The organism is Pokkaliibacter plantistimulans (assembly GCF_003194385.1).
GTDB classification, from domain to species: Bacteria; Pseudomonadota; Gammaproteobacteria; order Pseudomonadales; family Balneatricaceae; genus Pokkaliibacter; species Pokkaliibacter plantistimulans.
The window spans coordinates 1-16,518 of the sequence record NZ_LAPT01000022.1 but is presented as its reverse complement, the minus strand read 5'-3'; the positions used below and the strand labels follow the sequence as shown (position 1 = coordinate 16,518).

The following is a 16,518-nucleotide window of genomic DNA, read 5'->3' as shown; positions in this document are numbered from 1 at the left end:
TCCTTTACCTTGAATGCAACGGGTCAGTACAGCAGGTCGATTTCGACCCGTCGGTTCTTCGCCCATTCCTCGGGCGTTGTAGTGCCGAAGCGCGGCTCGGCATCGCCACGGCCTTCCGGCCATAGCCTTCCCTTCAGTTTTGCATGCTCCGTCAGGTAATCAGACACGGCGGTAGCGCGGGCCAGCGACAGATGCCAGTTGGAGGGGTATTTGCTGGTGGCAATCGGCTGATTGTCGGTGTGACCGGTAATCATGATGCGCCCTTCCGTACCTTCCAGTACCGTGCCGATCTTGCTCAACACCGGCCACAGCGCTTCTTTCAGTTCTGCACTGCCGGAGGGGAACAGCGCCTCTGTGCCCATGGTGATACGGGTGCGATCCGGCATTGCGGTAATTTCCACCAGCCCCTTATTAATCTCGGTCTGCAACAGCTGGGTCAGGCGCTCCACCTCATTGCGCTCGGGAGGTGTATCCTCGACGGGGGCCGGCGCTGGCGCCGCAACCAGTGACGACAGCTGACTGTAAAGCTGGCGCGAATCCCGGTTAAGCAAATAATTGAAGGTCATGTAGGTGCCGAGCAGGGTGACAGCGACCAGCGCGTAGATCACCCACAGCGGCATGCCATCACGCAAGTTCATCTCGCGAATCTGCACCGCCCCTTTCCAGCCCGGCGCCAGCGCCTTGTCACGCTCACCGCGCTGGCCGCGCAGAGCCTGATAGGCCTGCTCACGATAGCGCTCAAGCTTCTCGCTGCCCTGCTGCTCGACCCGTAACTTGCCCATGAAGCCCAGGCTCAGACACAGATACTGCAGTTCCAGCATCTGCTCATGATCGGCAGGGCGCTTGAGGGCGGCATCCAGCAGAATATAAAAGTGTTCACCGCCCCAGGTTTCATTGTGAAAAGTGGACAGCAGGCTGTTGAGTGACCAGCTGGACTGTTCGCCCCACAGGGTGTTGAGCACCACCTCATCAATAAAGGAACACATGCAGTAGCGCGCCGCTTCACGCTGTTCGGCGGTGGTATCCTGCTGGCGCAGAGCCGCTTCGTATTCGCGCACCATGTCGATACAGCGCAGCCGCAGCGACTCGACATCGGCATGACTTGTGACCCGGCGCAGATAACTGACCAGTGACAACATCGGCCCGGCGTAGTCCACCAGCGGATTGGCATCCAGCGTGGGCAGGCGTTGTATACGGGCACTGGCCGCCGGTTTATGGATGACGGTGCGGTCTTCCAGCATGTGCGGTGCCGTCTGGTCAGCACGGCGGGCGGCAGAGCGTTCCTCTGCGCCCAGTCGTCCACCGGGGCGGGGCTTGATGATGGTTGCGTCAGTCATCCTTGTTCTCCACTACACGTCCGTGTGTTGCGCCTCTCAGCCAGCAATGGCCCAGAGTTCCATATCCAGTGCGGGATATTCGCCCGACAGGTGAATGGCGATACCACCACTGCTGGACAGGCGTTGCCAGTACTCGCTGTTCTTCTCCAGCTGGAAGTAGTGATAGCCCGCATGGTAGGGCACCTCACGCGGTGCCACCGGCAGCGGCGCAATGGCCACCCCCGGAATCTGGTTGTTGACCAGGGTGCGGATCAGCTCCACCGGGCCGATCTTGATCTGTGCCGGCATGTGTTTGCGCAGCTCTTCCACTGGCATATCGGCGCGCACCGCCAGCACAAACTGCGCATCGCGCAGCATTTTTTTGTCATGCAGCTCGGCCACACGGATACCGAACTTGCTGATGGTCATGGTCAGCTGCGTCGCTGTCTGCTCCAGCACCGTACTCAGTGACTGATTGAGAACCACCAGCAGGTTACCGAACACTTCGGTCAGCTGATCATGGCGGTAGGAGGGCAACAGCGGTGGACGCTTATCCTCCTGTACAAAGGTCGCCAGCTCACCGACCAGGGCGACCAGCTCGGCGTACAGCCGCTCGGGATGCAACTGACCAATGCCTTTCAGGTGCAACAGTACCGCTTCATAGCGATTGAGCAGCTGCAGAAAGAGAAAGTCCGACAGCGAGCTGACCGCCGCCTGGGCCTGACTCAACCGGCTGGCCAGTACATCGGCACGCTGTTTGAGCATACCCACCACCTCGGTCAGCATACCGGCCAGAATGTCGTTGCGATGTACACACAGACTCGGCGGGATATAACGTTTGTCGAGGCGTACCGTGCCTTCTTCACCCACTTCGCGGATGCGGCACAGCGGCATGGTGACATAGCCGGTCAGATCATCACTGGCAAACCTCAGACTGAGCGCCAGCTTCGCCACCTGCAGGGTATCGCTGGCATCCTGACCGACGCTGTTGTCGATCACTTCCTCATCGTGCCAGCGGTAGCGGGTCACCCCTTCCTCGGCCCGGCCACTGCCGATATTGAGGCCCTTGGTCTTCTCCACCGCCAGCGCCAGATAAACCACTTCATCGCGGATGCCTGCGGGCACCTGCAAAGGTGCAGGAAGCGGCTCCTTGGCGGGCATTTTGGCCACAGTGAAATCTGGCAGCACCAGCACGGCATCACGCAGCGCCAGCTTGCCCAGATTGAGCATGCCGTCGTCGATATCCAGCGTCAGCACACCCCAGCCATAGGCCTCGACCAGACTATGCAGGGCAGCCTGCTGGTCGCCCCAGAAACGTTCCTGCTGCTGGAAATGCTGGGGACGAAGAAACATGCCTTCGCTCCATACCACTCGACTGTACTGACTCATCTGCTATCCCTGCCTCACCCTGTCTGTCACTGACCGTCCTTACGCTACGCCGCTGTGCAGCTAGTCACGCAGCGTGACCGACAGTTTTTCGATATTGACGTCAAAATCGTCATAGCCTTCCGGGTCGGCCACCACCACGTCCCGCCAGCGGGCATTCTCGATATCACGGAAGGCCGCCATGACCGCGATGTAGCGGGTCTTGCGATCCAGCCGCAGGGTAATGGTCTTCTTGCTGCCGGGTTCCAGCACCAGCTCGTCCTTGCTCAGCATGTCCTGGCTCAGTACCTGATCCGGATTGTCATACAGGGCAAAGAAATCCTGTGAATCGAACACACTGCGCGAGCTCAGCTCATAAATGCGCACGACCAGCGGGGATGGCCGACCGTTCGGATCGGGGTTGACCTGTTTGGATACCTTAAAATCCAGATCGGTGGAGGGAGGCACCACGCTGTTGACCGTGCCGCAGCCGCTTAGCATTGCCACGGCGGTCAGCCATACCATGCAGAATAAACGTACCGTTGTGCTCATCTGACTGCTCCTGTCTGGACGGTGCTGCACGCCCACATCTCAATGGCTGCTGCCACGCAAGGAATGATCGGCCGCTTCGTAAGCCTGAATGAAGTCATCCAGATAGCATTGCTGCTGACTACGCACATCCTCACTCAGAGTCTGATGCAACTCGGCATACAGCTGCCAGTAACTGGCCTGACGCCGCGCCGGGTTAAGCTTATCGAGCATGCCTTCACGGAACTGGCGCTGCGAAATCTGCTGCGGATCCATCTGCCGCAGCAACCCTGCCACTGCTCCTTCCACACCACGCAGCAGCGCCTGCTCATGGCTGGCGATATCAGCAAAGGCATCGGCAATGGCTTTGTCAGCCGGCATGAAGGAACTGCTGCGCCGGTTGAACAGGTTGTGCACGGCATCTTCGACGCCAGCGGAGAATTTCAGCGGATTGTTTTCAGTGGTACGGAACTGGGTGTGATTAACACGGAACTCGCTCTTGAAACGTGAGCGCTCACGCAGTGCCACGATCAGCCCTTCCAGCAGCTGGCGGCTGGCTTCACCCAGACGCTGCCACCATTCCGGGTCATGATTGGCCGGCGCCATCTCAGGATGAATACCCAGCCCCCGCAGATAGGCGCGCAGCGCCTGCTGTTCATTGCCTTCCATCGCGGCCACGGCCGGGCTTGAAGGTTTAGGCTGGGGAGCGGCTGCCATCACGCCGGGTTCAGCGGATGTAGCAGGGGTGGATGGCTGCGGCGCGAGCACCTGTTCCGGCATACGCAATGTATCCTGCTGAAGCGACGACACAGCCAGAGGTGCTGACGACACAGCCACGGGTGCTGATGGCGCCTGAGCAGGTACAACAGTCGCTACAAGGGTGGCAGGCGATAGAGAGGGAGCAACAGCGGGAGCCACCACAGTGCTAGTCGCCACCTGCACTTCGGTTAACGGAGTCTGCGCCAGCATGGCACTGTCAGCGGCAGCAACGGCTAAGGCCGGTTCAACAGCGGCCTGAACCGTGGTAACAGGCCTGGCTTCTGCCTGCACAGGCTGGATCACTCTGTCAGCAGGTGCCTGGGCACTGGCGGCAGCTACCTCAACGGCAGTCAGGCTGGCCACCTCTGCTGGCAGAGTCACGACAGGCTCAGTCACCGGCGTATCTGTCAGGAAAGCATCAAATCGTGAAGAGACCTCAACGGCTGGCTCCAGCGGCTCATGCGGACCACCCAGCCACTGCTGATCCCAGTCTTCCGGAATAGTGACGGCGGGTTCAATGCGTTGTTGTGAGGCGGCCGGGTTCTTACCCTGAGGGAGAGGAAAATGATCATTGAGACCCAGCTGGCTCATGCTGCGTTGCATGGAAGGGGCCTGTACTGATGCGGTGGATGCCACAGGCTGAGTGACGCTGGCCTGAGTGACGCTGGCCTGAGTGACGCTGGGTTGGACACTGGCAGCAGGCTGCGCAGCGACACTGGCGGTGTTCACCTCAGCGGTATGCAGCAGCGGCTGGGCATGCGGGAGTGGTGGCGTAACAGGGGCAGAGCGCGGGCGCAGCTGGGCACGAATCTCATAGTCACCCAGACCCAGCACATCATTGCTGTTCAGACGGTGACGATTACCCTTGCCCAGCGCTTCTACCCGGCGGTTGATAAACAGGCCATTGGTGGACAGGTCAGTGACGACAAACCCTTCAGCATCAGCCTCGACCCGTGCATGGGTACCCGACAGCACACGCTCCGGATCAGGCAGACACCAGTCACACTGCTCCGAGCGCCCCAGGGTGCCGCCGCGGTGATCAAATACCCGGACCGACTCCTGACCGGGAGACAGGCGATGATAACTGATGACCGACAGTTCAAGCTCCATATCCATATGTCCAGACCTATCCATAGGGTTACCAAAAGCATATAGGTGGCCAGTCCACGCTCCTTCATATCTGAGGAAACGCTACTCGGGCCACCAACAATCTGGGCGACAAAACTACGGAGTCGATACCGACAAGTCAACACCTTTAGACAAATAAAGTTACAAAACTTATCCTTGATTTACACATAGAGTTTTATGTAACGTACCGCCCGCCGAATGGATACATTTCTCAGGCAATTGACTTCAGCCAGGATGCGGGGGAAGACATGGACAGGGTGAACACGGATACCAGGGATACGGATACGCTGCTTGCCGGTAGCCAGGACGACTACCACAGCCAGCCGCAGCACAGTACCACCAGCCCGGCAGCCAGCACCCCGCCGAGCAGCAGTGATAACAGCGACCTGACCGCTGTATTCTGCGATGCGACTCAGGTGCTGGATGTCCCTTCACCGCAAACTGAAGGCCGCAATCAGCTCAAAGGCACCGTCCTGCAGCAACGCTACCTGCTGGAAGACCAGATTGGCCGTGGTGGCATGTGCGATATTTACCGCGCCCGTGACCTGCTGCTGGAGCAGAACGGCATCAAGGATAACCACATTGCCGTCAAGCTGCTCCAACCTCATCTGCAGGATCATCCTCAGGCCAGACATCTGCTGATTGCCGAAGCGCGCAAATCCCAGCAACTGTCGCACCCCAACATCATCCGGGTATTCAGCTTCGGCCATGAAGCGCTGGAAGGTCGCGACAGCGCCTGCACCTTTCTGGTGATGGAATGGCTCGACGGTGAAACCCTTGACCTGGTGATCAAACGCTCCCGTCCACGTGGCCTCAACTATGACGGCGCCATGCAGATTTTGCGGCAGATCGCGGCCGCCCTCGACTACGCCTCCTCACAGGGGGTGGTGCATGCCGACCTCAAGCCCAGCAACGTCATGCTGACCCGTGATGGTCATATCAAAGTGCTGGATTTCGGTGTGGCGGGCTCCGACCCCCTGCATCAGGATATTTACGCCGTCCCGGATAACGATGCGACTGAACCTGTGCAGGGCTATACCCCGGCGTATGCCAGCCCACAACTGCTGGCAGGCAACAAGCCGACGCACCGTGATGATATCTACTCTTTCTGTTGCATCGCTTACGAGCTGCTGACCAGTAAACATCCCTTCCAGCGCCAGCCTGCCGACAAGGCACAGCAGCAAAAACTCAGGGCAGATGCGCCCGCCGCCCTGAGCAGCAAGCGCTGGGCTCAGCTGCAACAGGGCCTGGCCTTTGAAGAACGCAAACGCCCGGCACAGCTACTGACCTTGCTCAACCTGATGGAGCAGCCCTCGGCCTGGCCTCGTCTGGCAGGCTGGAGTGCCGCACTGGTAGTGGTACTGGCCGCTGCGGGCATGGGCTATCAGCAATACCAGGGCTATCAGCAACGGCTGCAACAGCTCGATACCCGGCTGGCTGACAGCCATCGTTATGACTACCTGCAGGGCGCCACGCCCACGGCCCTGCTCGATGCCCTGGCACAGGCCCCTGCTGATCAGCAGGCGCTGGTGACCGGTATCCTGCAGCAACAGCGTGCCCGTGTGCTGGATTACTTTGAAGGCGAGGTGGAAAGCCAGTTGCAACAGCAGCAGTCCGGCTACCCTGATTATTACAGCGTCACCCGTACGGTGGAGGAAGGGCTGAAAGTGTTTCCTGATTCTGCCCGCCTGCACACCCTGCTGGACACCCTGCAACAAAGCTGGCGTGGCAGCACTCAGGCACTGGATGAGCAGCTCAACGCCATGCTGGAGCAGGGCAAATACCAGACTAAGGCCGACTTCGACAACCTGCTGACCCAGTTCAGCGGCCTTAAGCGTCTCAACCATGACTACCAGCCACTGCCTTCAGAAAAAGCCAGTGCCACCTACCAGCAGGTCATGCAGGAAGCGCTGAGCAAGACCGCTGACGAAGACCAGCTCAACCGGCTGCGCAAGATTGGTGAAACTTTCTTTGCCGGCATGCCCGTGGCCGAGCAGAGTGTCGAGCAGGTGGATGAAGTGCAGCAGGCTCAGCAGACCATGGATGCCTACAAGACCGCTCGCCAGCAGGGGCAGAAACTGCCCTTCCCCCATGCCGCCGCGGCCATTGTCTATCAGGAAAAAACCGCGGCGCTGGCCAGCCAGATCAGTGCTGCCACCGACCCTGAGGCCCTGACCGAAGCCGAAAATGCGCTGGCCAGCTATGGGCGGGGCTTACCCTCGGACTTTGAACCCCTGGTCACCCTCACCCACCAACTGGCGCAGGCCTATCGTGATCTGGCCAAGCAGCTGATCAATGCCGACCAGTTACGTGAAGCACAGAAGGCCATGGCAGAGGCCGATCTGGTGGAGAAAGGTCTGCAAGCCAGGTAGCAACGTCCTTTTATCTCATTCTGGCGCACTGCGGCTGACGCAGGCGCCTTTCCCGTGTTCGACGGCCGGGCACCCCACCCCCTTGTGTTGCCTTTTGGTGTACCGGCCTTTTTTATTTGCAGGACAGTGGTTATGCGCGCGGTTCAATCCAGCAAGAACATCTTCATCACCACCCCACTGGGTCAGGATGCCCTGATTCTTGATAAAGCGACGATCCACGAAGGTTTGTCGCAGCTGTCGCAGATGACCGCCTGCGTGCATACCAACAGCCAGCAGGTCGACCCCCACGAGCTGCTGGGTAAGGCCGTGACCCTGACCATTCCCATCCACGATGATCAGGGGGAAGTGGGTCAGCAGCTGTATAACGCCGTGGTCACCCGCATTGCCTCCAAAGGCAGCCGTACCCCGGCCGAAGCGCTGGATGAAGTCCACCGTGACTACGAGCTGACCTTGCAGCCGCAGGCCTACTTCCTCACCCAGCGGCGGCAGAACCGGATTTTCCAGCAACGTACCGCGCTGGATATCGTGACGCAGATTCTCAGCGAGCACAGCGTCAAGTTCGATGACCGCACCAGCGGCAGCTTCCCCACCTTCGAGTACAAGGTGCAGTTTGATGAGACCGACTGGAACTTCGTCTGCCGTCTGTTGCAGCACGAAGGGGTGTTTTTCTATTTCGAGCACAGCGCCGGTGACCATACCCTGGTTCTGGCCGATGACAGCACCGTCTACAGTCCGTGTCTGGAGCAGGAGGTGGCTTACTTCACCGGCGATCTGGCCGAGTCTCACCTGTATGTCTGGAGCGGTATCGAACAGATTGCCAGCGGCAAGGTCCGTCAGCAGGGCTACAACTTTCTGACCCCCACCGCGCTGGCCAAGGCGCTGGTCGAGAACCCCGGTCAGGCCGAACAGCAGGGCACCACCGAGGCTTTTGAGTACATCGCCGAAGCCGAGAACATCAGCCGCACTCAGGCCACCGCGCAGACGCAGCTGGAGGCCCTGCAGCATGACCAGCTGGGCGGTGAAGGCAAAAGCAACTGCCGCTCCTTCCGCCCGGCGGGCCTGTTCAGCTTCAAGCGCCACGAAGACAAGCGCGAAGAGGGCAAGAGCTATGTCGTTATCCGCATCAAGGTGGAAGCCTCCTCGGCGGATAACCAGGGTGAACAGGCGCAGGAAGGGGATAACTACAAGAATGAGATCAGCGTATTGCCCAGTGATGCGGTGTTCCGCCCTCGTCTGGCCCGCGATGAAATCGCCGCGCGCGAGGGCGGTGACCGCAACAACTACCTGCTGCCCTACCTGCCGCGCATCTTTGGTTCACAGACCGCGCGGGTGGTCGCCGAAGCCAACAGCGATGGCAGCGAAGAGGTACACATCGACAAGTACGGCCGGGTGCATGTGTGCTTCCACTGGGATCTGGAACAGCGCAGCTCCTGCTGGATTCGGGTGGCTCAGGCCTGGGCGGGCAATAGCCGCGGCGCCTTTTTCTTCCCCCGTATCGGTGATGAGGTCATCGTCCAGTACCTGAGCGGTGACCCCGACCAGCCGGTCATCGTCGGCAGCCTCTATAACGGCACTAACCCCTACCCCACGGCGCTGCCGGAAAGTAAGACCCAGAGCGGCATCATCAGCCGCAGCAGCAAAGGCGGCGGCAAAGACAACTACAACGCGCTGGTGTTTGAAGACCTCAAAGGGCAGGAGCTGTTCTACACCCAGGCCGAAAAAGACCAGCAGGAGCTGATCAAAAACAATCTGCTGACCGATATCGGCATGGATCGCCAGACCACCATCAAGAACAACGATGTGCTGGAGGTGGGCAAGGTGTTCAAGCTCAAGGCAGGCAGCCGGATTGAGCTGGAAGTCGGTGCCTCCACCCTGGTGATGGAGAGTGATGGCACCATTACGCTGAAGGGCAATAAGAGCACCGAAAAGGCCACACAGATAATCAAGCAGGCTACCAGTATCAAACTGAATGGTTGATCATCAGTGCATACCACGCTTGAGTACTGTGCGCATCATTACAAGCTAAGGTGGCAACAGGCACTGGACTGGGGGGCCTCTCTCAACGATTTAGCTGACTGTGATACTGGCCTGCCGATATTGTTACAGTCTTTGCAACTCAGACAGAGCCAACTTCCGCCCGCGCTGTCCTGGCTACTATTAGTGACAGCCCCCAATGCCGATGCCTTGCTGATGAGCCTCTTTCCCTGTCCCTCATCAGAGCGCCGATACCTGCTACAACTGTGGCAACAGGTATCAACAGCGTCGCTAGATAGCTTTATGACGCACTGTCATCGTGTCATCGCTGAGCAGCTGTATCAGGGGGAGGCCGTGTCACAGGTGACCGCTGACTGGTATTGCGATGCCCTGGCCCTGAACCGGCAGCCGATTGACCCCCAGCTGCTGAGCGCCTATCCGGTATGCATTGCATGGTTACGCACAATACTTGAGCAACCCTCGCTACAGACAACCGAGGTTTTACATAAGGCCCATCAGAGCCATACCCTGGATCTGCCCGTCTCTATTTTGACGCGTTTGTGTCAAATGCCTGAAGAGTGGCCATTAATCTCCAACGCCACACTGAGTAGCCTGCTAAGCGTTGAAGCGCTGTCATTTCCAGCCCTGGCCGGGACAGTATTGCGAAGCAGCGGAATCAGCTCATTGCCCGCACTGACGGCCTTGTTCTCCACACACTCACGCCCCCTACCCTCGTATCATCAAGCCGTAATAACGCCGCTCGCTCCTGCTACGGGAAAGGCGGACCTTGTCGCTTTGCAAGCACCGACCTCTTCTCTCGCAGCGCGCGACCGACTGTGGTTACGTCATGGCTTGAAACTAGCTGAACCCGCAGGAGTGAACTTACTGGCCGAGAGAGATGGCTCCGCCTTAGCCACGTTTGCCAGCGCTCATATCCAACAACTGCAAGCATGGCTGCAGGATCATCATTACAGCTCGACTCATACTCCCTATCTCAATGGTTACCCCTTAACGTCTGAATTGGACTACGCCACCTTGCAGCAGCACTGGCAGCATGGCCATCAGGGCCATCGCTTCGTGGTCGAGTTGTTGATCAATCATTTGCACTGGCAACATCCGCCCGTCAGTGCATGTGGATGGCAAGGAGCCTCATTGCCATGACCGATTCCTTGGTAAACCCATCGCGCTATCGCCCCTTCACACTCTCTTCTCTGGTATTTGCGGTCGCTCAGCTCGATAGCTGGCCGCAGGCAGCTAACGTGACGATGTTTATGCAGGATGAGGTACTGATGGATGCCTCTACCGCAGCCTATCCTTTGCGCTTTCACCCGGCTATCGGAGTGGAATCCAGCCGCTTCCGGCGGCTGGATATATTGCTGCAGCATTATCGCAATGTATTAGCCGATCTCACCGGGCCACTGTATGTACTATTACCTGCTTGGTTATCTGCACCGCAAAGCAGCCAGCTTCAGTCAACGCTCAAAGGACTGTGTGTGGGCACTTCAGCGGAAGTGATTTACCTTGATAGCCAGCCCGACCGCTATCTCCAGCACTGGCCAACATTACAGCAGCAACTGGACAAGGGACGGCCACTATCGCTACTTGCCTTTGACAGCCCTGTTCCTGCAGTTGCATCGCATTTGCTGGGTGGCACTGCTTGTGAAGGGCTGATAGTGCTGTCGTTACAACCTGCCACCGCAGGTCTCACCTTAGGTTCAGTCGCTAGTGGATTTCGGTTGCTACATTCCTTCAGTGAGGGCAGCACGGCCGATACAACACTGCTCCGGCAGTGTCTGGCGACCAGCACAGAACCTCTCCACCATCTTCTGCCACCGGCAGGATGCCTGCAGCAGGCACAGTGGCTCGATCTTTACGAGCACATCAGCCACCGAGCAGCAGACACCCTCAAAGTCCACCATCCCGAACAGGCATTCGGCGAGCTGGGCAGCCTACAGTTGCCCTATCGTCTGCTGTACCTGCAACACCACCTGCACCGTGATCAACAGGCACTGATGCTGGACATGACCTGCAAAGGTCATCGTTGCTTCAGCCTCTGGCACAACACTCCTTCGCCAGCAAACGCCCTGGCCTCAGCGTCCATTAAGGGAGATTACTATGGGTAAACCCGCCGCCACTCTGGGGCATTTTCACATCTGCCCCCAATATCGGGGTGATACCCCACACGTTGGAGGCCCAGTCGCCGGGGGGTCTGGTGACGTGACAATCGGCGGAATGCCTGCGGCGCGCGTCGGTGACAAGCTGGTATGTAATGCACCACCGGACACGATCAAACAAGGCTCAGCCTCAGTGTTTATCAATGGCAAACCGGCTGCCCGTATGGGCGACAGCACCGAGCACGGCGGTGTCATCGTGGCGGGCAATGCCACTGTACTGATAGGAGACCAAACCTACAGCAGCAACGGTGGCTCGGCGAGTAACGGCAAGGTGCAGGCCCTGGCCCGCCGCCAACTGTCACGCGTCATGGTCTGTCAGAAAGATGGCCAGCCCACTATCTGTGTTGAGCCAAACTGCCCCTGCAAGGAAGCAGCTAAATGATCCGCGCCGGACAGTGTTTCTATCCCGAACAGGGGCCTGAAATCTTGCCGCTAGCCAGTCTGCAGGGTCCCTTGCTGCTGGTGATAGACCGCATCAACCTGCCAGACTGGATCTACACCGCCTCCTGCAAGGCTGATCAGCTGCGCTGGGATATCCTGTTTGAAGACACATCACTGGAACATCCGTTCTATGAATGTTCACCCGTGTTGCTGCGCCTTGAGACACATACCGCCTTATATCAGGACTGGCTGACGGATCCCGACTGGCAGCAACACTGCCTGCTGATCAGCTACCCCGGCGACTACGAGCACGTGCGCCAGCACCTGCGCAGTCTGATCTGGATGCGCCAGCAGGATAAAACCTTGCTCATGCGTTTTTATGCTCCTACCATCCTTGACACCTGGGCACCCAGCCTGACTGACAACGAGGCAGCAGCCTTGCTGGGCCCCGCCGAATGCTGGGCCTGGTTCAGCCCATCGGGAACAGGTGAACAGCGATGGAGCTGGATGGCCCATACACCAGGGCAGGCAGGTCGGGGCCAGGGCTGGTTTGCACTCAGTGATGCCCAGGTGGCAGCACTGGATGCCCATGACGCGCCTCGCCAGCCTGCCAATCAGGCGCAGCCAGCAAAGACGCAAGCAGAAAAAACGCCCAGCTATATCGACTACTGGCTGGGCTATGAGGTGGAAGAACCCACTTCAGGGATGGACTAAGTTAGCAAGGGAATGCCATGACAGACGTACAGCAAAGCTGCTCGAAGCCCGCCTATATCATTGAAATCCTCGGTCACGATCATCCTGATAGCCAAAAGATCGTGCTGGAGAACAACGGCGCCCCCACGCGCATTGAACCTGTTGATGGAGGCAAGGCCTGGGGGAAAAGTACGCTGCATTTCTGGGAAAAGGCCGTCGGTGCCGCCGCGCCACCACTCAAAAGCTGGATTGAAATCAAAGGCAGCAAGGGTAGCTTTAAGATTCCTCTGTTCGATGGCGCGGCGAGTGATCAGGACCTGTTTGTTGTCCCCAAGCTGAAGCAAACCAGCCGTTGCGGCGGTCGGCAGCAGTATGTGATCGCCCCCTTCGTCCCTGTCGAGCAGATCGACAGCGTCTTCAAGACCCCGGTCGCCTGTCGCAACGGTTATCTCTATATCTTCCGTAAGGGGCGATTATGGCGTGAGCTGGAGGTCGGCAAGGACGAACAGGCTGGTACCCCGCAGTTTCGCGACAGCAATATCCTGGCAGCACGGGGTGGCAGTGAGCAGACGCCTGTCAGCACCGTCTATCAACGCAAGTTCATCAGCGACTGGCATAAGGAGGTCTGGCTGCCTGTGACGGCCAGCGGGCAGATGCTGGCGACTTTTCAGCTGTTTTTTTCCGATGTCCAGCTGACCGCTGAGCGTATCAACTATATGGAGAGCTACCCTGATCAGATCGCAGCCCGCGCCATTCGCTCACGCTGCGGCACCCCCATGTACGTCAGCCAGTTTAAAGCGCATCAGGTTCACCTGGGCTATGACTACCAGCGCCTGAGCAAGCAGCCTCAGTACAGCCCCGTTCCTGCCGGAATGCTGCTGTGGATAGACGACATGCCCGCCCAACGCCAGCGCTCCCCCCTGCAGGAATGGCACTATCCCCAGCCGGATGTATTCCTGACCGATCTGAGCGGCAAAGCCCCGCAGCAGGAATATCACCAGGCGGTGGATCTGGTCAGTAATCCCTCACGTCAGGCGTATGACAACACCGTCTCTACACTGGCACTCAAGCAGGCGCTGCTGGTGAAAGAACAGCCGCGCCTGCAGCAGGCTCAGGCCAGGCAAAAGCTGGATCAGGGAATCAAGGGGCAATCAGCCAACACCGAAGTGGCTTACCCCCAACCAGACACAGACCCGCTCTGGTGGCAGGCACAGGCCAGCGAAGAAGACATCTACCGCGAGCTCAAACCCCGCGCCATCTGCGTATTAATGCTGGATGACGCCATTGGCCGCCTGCGTCACTACACTCAGCAGGGGCAACATGCCCAGGACCTGCTGCAGACGCTATTGACCCTCACCGGCACTCACCCGCTGCATCGTTTTGCCGAGCTGGTCAATCACACCATCCTGCCCAGACAGATGATGGCGACCAATGCCGAGGGCAAGCAAACCAGCACTACCAATCCCTGGTATGAAGACAACGCCAGCTATGTTGATCTGAGCCCTGGCTCGCCCATGTTCAAAATACTCTATCCGTCCTATCGTGCTGCGGCCCGGCAGCATCTGAGCACCTGGCAACAAAAGACCCTGACGCTGCTCAGCCGCAAAGACACAGAAGCAGTGCTGGCCGACCTGTTCAGCAAAAATCACAGTGACTACTACGCCGGTTTCAAATTGCTGGGTGATGCCCTGGCCATGGCATCACCCAACCCGGAGCGCCTGGATACGTATCAGACACCTCATGCCATCTGGTCGGGAGCCTATAACCAGAGTGCAGAAGCACTCATCACTCAGATATTGGCCTATCAGCATGGGCTAAGCCGTTTCCTCTTCCCCAAACCCAGGGTGATAGACCCTACCAAACCGTTTAACCCGAAAGACTACCCCCTCCAGCCCAACCCGGGGGATGGTAATTACCGCATTGACCTGATGGCGGGCCTGTCCTTATTCAGCGCCGAGCTGCGCTACCGGCAACCTGACAAACAAATGGCCAACCCGGAGGACAAAACCCATGAAGTGACACTACTGGATATGTGGGCTGTTGCCTCGCAGAAAGCCCTGCAATCGGTAGACAGTACCCTGGGGCCACTGGTCAAGCGGGTCGCCAACGATGTCGAGGCCGCGCTGGGTGGACTGATTAATGCGATGCAGTCACTGGCCCCTAAAGTTGCCCCTACCGCTCGATATATAGATGCTTACGGCCCACTGGCTGACATGGTGCGCAGCTCCGCCAGCACCGATGTGCTGCGGCAATTGAGGTGGCTGCCACCGAATGGCAAGCAACCCGAGCAGGGTCTGACCGTTGTTGGTCTCGTGCTGGGCGAGTTGACACTGGGTATCACCACACCCGACACCGAGCCCAAAAAACTTTACGGCCAGTGGTATCTGGGCGACAAGCTTATCGGCGATAGCAATAAAAACCGGTACACCAAGGCCACTGGGCAGCAGGCAGGCACCACGACGCGCATGGGGGTGTATACCCTAGAAGGTCAGGCCGCCAAAGACTATGAAGCATACCATCGCGCCATGGTGGTGCGAGTGGCACGCAGTGACACCGCTCAGGCAGTGCATAAGCTGCTCAACTCAGTAGGGTTTTCCGCCTTTATGCTGGGCGTGGAAGGGTGGAACTTGTCGTATGAGTTGAGAGCTTGGAACTCGGATAGATTATCTCGAAGTATCACGGGAAATATCTCTGCCTTATGGGATTTAGGCAATGCCACAGCCAAGCTGCTTTCCCTCTTTGATCAGCGCTGGCAAGCCCTGCAAGGGATTAATCGCACTCTGGAGTCCGTGGCGTTTGACGTATCCATCAAACGCCAGTGGATGGAAAAGGTCGCTGATAATGCACTGATGAAAAAGCTTGTTACCCTATTGCCGAATGAAATCAAAGTTGCCGCAGCCATTGGCGTGGTTGGCAATGCCCTGACCGCCGCCGTATTTTTTATGGATGCGCTGAATGAATGGCATGAGGGGGACCGCCCTGCCGCCTTTGCCCTGCTGGCAGCCGGTGTCGGTGCCAGCCTGCTGACCGTGGCCTTTTCCTTTGCCAGCAGTATGGTGTGGCTGGGGGTGATCGGCATGGTGCTGACGGTGGCCGGGCTGGCCATCTATATCGCCATTAACCGCCAGCCCCTGCAGATTTACCTGCAGGACGGCCCCCTCTCACGCAGCCCCGGCAGCCAGTTTGCCCACCTGCTCAATGCACCGGAGGAAGCATGGTATCGGCTGATTAACCTGCTGGCCGCCTACCGCATTGAGGTCAGCACCAGCCCCTATTACGACTATGTATCTGCCGATCAAAAAGCCAGCGACTTTGTGGCGGTGCGGCAAATTCACCCGCGCATTGGGGAATGCAATGCCCGCATCAGCGTACAAAGCTGTCTGGGAAGATTCTTTAACCAGGCACTCTATTTACCCCGCTTCCAGGCCATCTCCGTCAGTGGTCGCAGACCACGTGCAACAATATCCACCCGACCACTACAGCCCACATTCACTGAAATTACCCCGCTGGGCGAAAACTACTACCTGACACTGGGCGAGACCCAATGGAGCGATGCCCCAGGCCCCGCACAAGTGCTGAAGTCGGCCGAATACCCCATATTCAAATGCCAGATTCAGGTGCCCGATGGTAAAGGGGCTATGTGGGTCTTCCCCGCTCCGCTACCCAATGACAGCACCACGCCGGTGTTTCATCCTGCCGAGCAGGCCACCCCGCCTTTTCGCTGGACCCAGATCGCGCCGGACTTTCAAGCCAAAGACCAGCCCTACTGGCTGGATGGCGCACGGGCAGTACGCCCCGAACGCCAGCCTGCCCCCGCCTCCACACCGC

11 protein-coding genes are annotated in these 16,518 nt (G+C 58.5%); 7 read left to right on the top strand and 4 right to left on the bottom strand.

Annotation, left to right across the window (positions count from 1 at the left end):
• Nucleotides 1–23: 23 nt before the first annotated feature.
• Genes tssL through tagH form a run of 4 tightly spaced genes read right to left on the bottom strand, consistent with a single transcriptional unit; the run spans nt 24 to nt 5,078 of the window.
• Entirely contained in the window at nt 24–1,337 is a 1,314-nt protein-coding gene (gene tssL / locus WH50_RS05500; protein WP_110186426.1) for a type VI secretion system protein TssL, long form, read from the bottom strand.
• 36 nt (nt 1,338–1,373) lie between these two features.
• The gene (tssK, locus tag WH50_RS05495) at nt 1,374–2,705 is read right to left on the bottom strand and encodes a type VI secretion system baseplate subunit TssK (RefSeq protein WP_110186425.1); all 1,332 of its coding nucleotides are present in this window, start codon (nt 2,703–2,705) and stop codon (nt 1,374–1,376) included.
• Between the two features lie 60 nt (nt 2,706–2,765).
• Nucleotides 2,766–3,233, bottom strand: a complete 468-nt coding sequence (gene tssJ / locus WH50_RS05490) for a type VI secretion system lipoprotein TssJ (RefSeq protein ID WP_110186424.1) — start codon at nt 3,231–3,233, stop codon at nt 2,766–2,768.
• 39 nt (nt 3,234–3,272) lie between these two features.
• Nucleotides 3,273–5,078 carry a type VI secretion system-associated FHA domain protein TagH gene (gene tagH, locus WH50_RS05485; protein ID WP_165838314.1) on the bottom strand — a complete coding sequence of 602 codons (1,806 nt, stop codon included), beginning with the start codon at nt 5,076–5,078 and terminating at the stop codon, nt 3,273–3,275.
• 266 nt (nt 5,079–5,344) lie between these two features.
• Between tagH and WH50_RS05480 the strand changes: the two genes are divergently transcribed.
• The 7 genes from WH50_RS05480 to WH50_RS05450 form a co-directional block, all read left to right on the top strand.
• Nucleotides 5,345–7,468, top strand: coding sequence for a serine/threonine-protein kinase (locus tag WH50_RS05480; RefSeq protein WP_110186422.1), 2,124 nt, complete (start codon nt 5,345–5,347; stop codon nt 7,466–7,468).
• Nucleotides 7,469–7,600: 132 nt separating this feature from the next.
• Nucleotides 7,601–9,445, top strand: a complete 1,845-nt coding sequence (locus WH50_RS05475; protein WP_110186421.1) for a type VI secretion system Vgr family protein — start codon at nt 7,601–7,603, stop codon at nt 9,443–9,445.
• Nucleotides 9,446–9,745: 300 nt separating this feature from the next.
• Nucleotides 9,746–10,603, top strand: a complete 858-nt coding sequence (locus WH50_RS05470) for a hypothetical protein (RefSeq protein WP_110186420.1) — start codon at nt 9,746–9,748, stop codon at nt 10,601–10,603.
• Complete coding sequence (locus tag WH50_RS05465; protein ID WP_110186419.1) at nt 10,600–11,565, top strand: hypothetical protein; 966 nt, start codon at nt 10,600–10,602, stop codon at nt 11,563–11,565. The genes WH50_RS05470 and WH50_RS05465 overlap by 4 nt, the downstream gene beginning before the upstream one ends.
• Nucleotides 11,558–11,998 (top strand): PAAR domain-containing protein, encoded by a 441-nt coding sequence (locus WH50_RS05460; protein WP_110186418.1) that lies wholly within the window; start codon nt 11,558–11,560, stop codon nt 11,996–11,998. Before WH50_RS05465 ends, WH50_RS05460 begins: the two co-directional genes overlap by 8 nt.
• Entirely contained in the window at nt 11,995–12,711 is a 717-nt protein-coding gene (locus WH50_RS05455) for a DUF4123 domain-containing protein (RefSeq protein WP_110186417.1), read from the top strand. The genes WH50_RS05460 and WH50_RS05455 overlap by 4 nt, the downstream gene beginning before the upstream one ends.
• A 17-nt stretch (nt 12,712–12,728) precedes the next feature.
• The coding region (locus WH50_RS05450; RefSeq protein WP_133251252.1) for a hypothetical protein at nt 12,729–16,518 on the top strand (3,790 nt) is incomplete at its 3' end.

Excerpts from the sequence above, each read along its gene's own strand:
- tssJ (WP_110186424.1), bottom strand. The coding sequence starts at position 3,233 with ATGAGCACAACGGTACGTTTATTCTGCATGGTATGGCTGACCGCCGTG.
- WH50_RS05475 (WP_110186421.1), top strand. The coding sequence starts at position 7,601 with ATGCGCGCGGTTCAATCCAGCAAGAACATCTTCATCACCACCCCACTG.
- tssK (WP_110186425.1), bottom strand. The coding sequence starts at position 2,705 with ATGAGTCAGTACAGTCGAGTGGTATGGAGCGAAGGCATGTTTCTTCGT.
- WH50_RS05455 (WP_110186417.1), top strand. The coding sequence starts at position 11,995 with ATGATCCGCGCCGGACAGTGTTTCTATCCCGAACAGGGGCCTGAAATC.
- tssL (WP_110186426.1), bottom strand. The coding sequence starts at position 1,337 with ATGACTGACGCAACCATCATCAAGCCCCGCCCCGGTGGACGACTGGGC.
- WH50_RS05470 (WP_110186420.1), top strand. The coding sequence starts at position 9,746 with ATGACGCACTGTCATCGTGTCATCGCTGAGCAGCTGTATCAGGGGGAG.
- WH50_RS05460 (WP_110186418.1), top strand. The coding sequence starts at position 11,558 with ATGGGTAAACCCGCCGCCACTCTGGGGCATTTTCACATCTGCCCCCAA.
- WH50_RS05480 (WP_110186422.1), top strand. The coding sequence starts at position 5,345 with ATGGACAGGGTGAACACGGATACCAGGGATACGGATACGCTGCTTGCC.
- tagH (WP_165838314.1), bottom strand. The coding sequence starts at position 5,078 with ATGGAGCTTGAACTGTCGGTCATCAGTTATCATCGCCTGTCTCCCGGT.
- WH50_RS05465 (WP_110186419.1), top strand. The coding sequence starts at position 10,600 with ATGACCGATTCCTTGGTAAACCCATCGCGCTATCGCCCCTTCACACTC.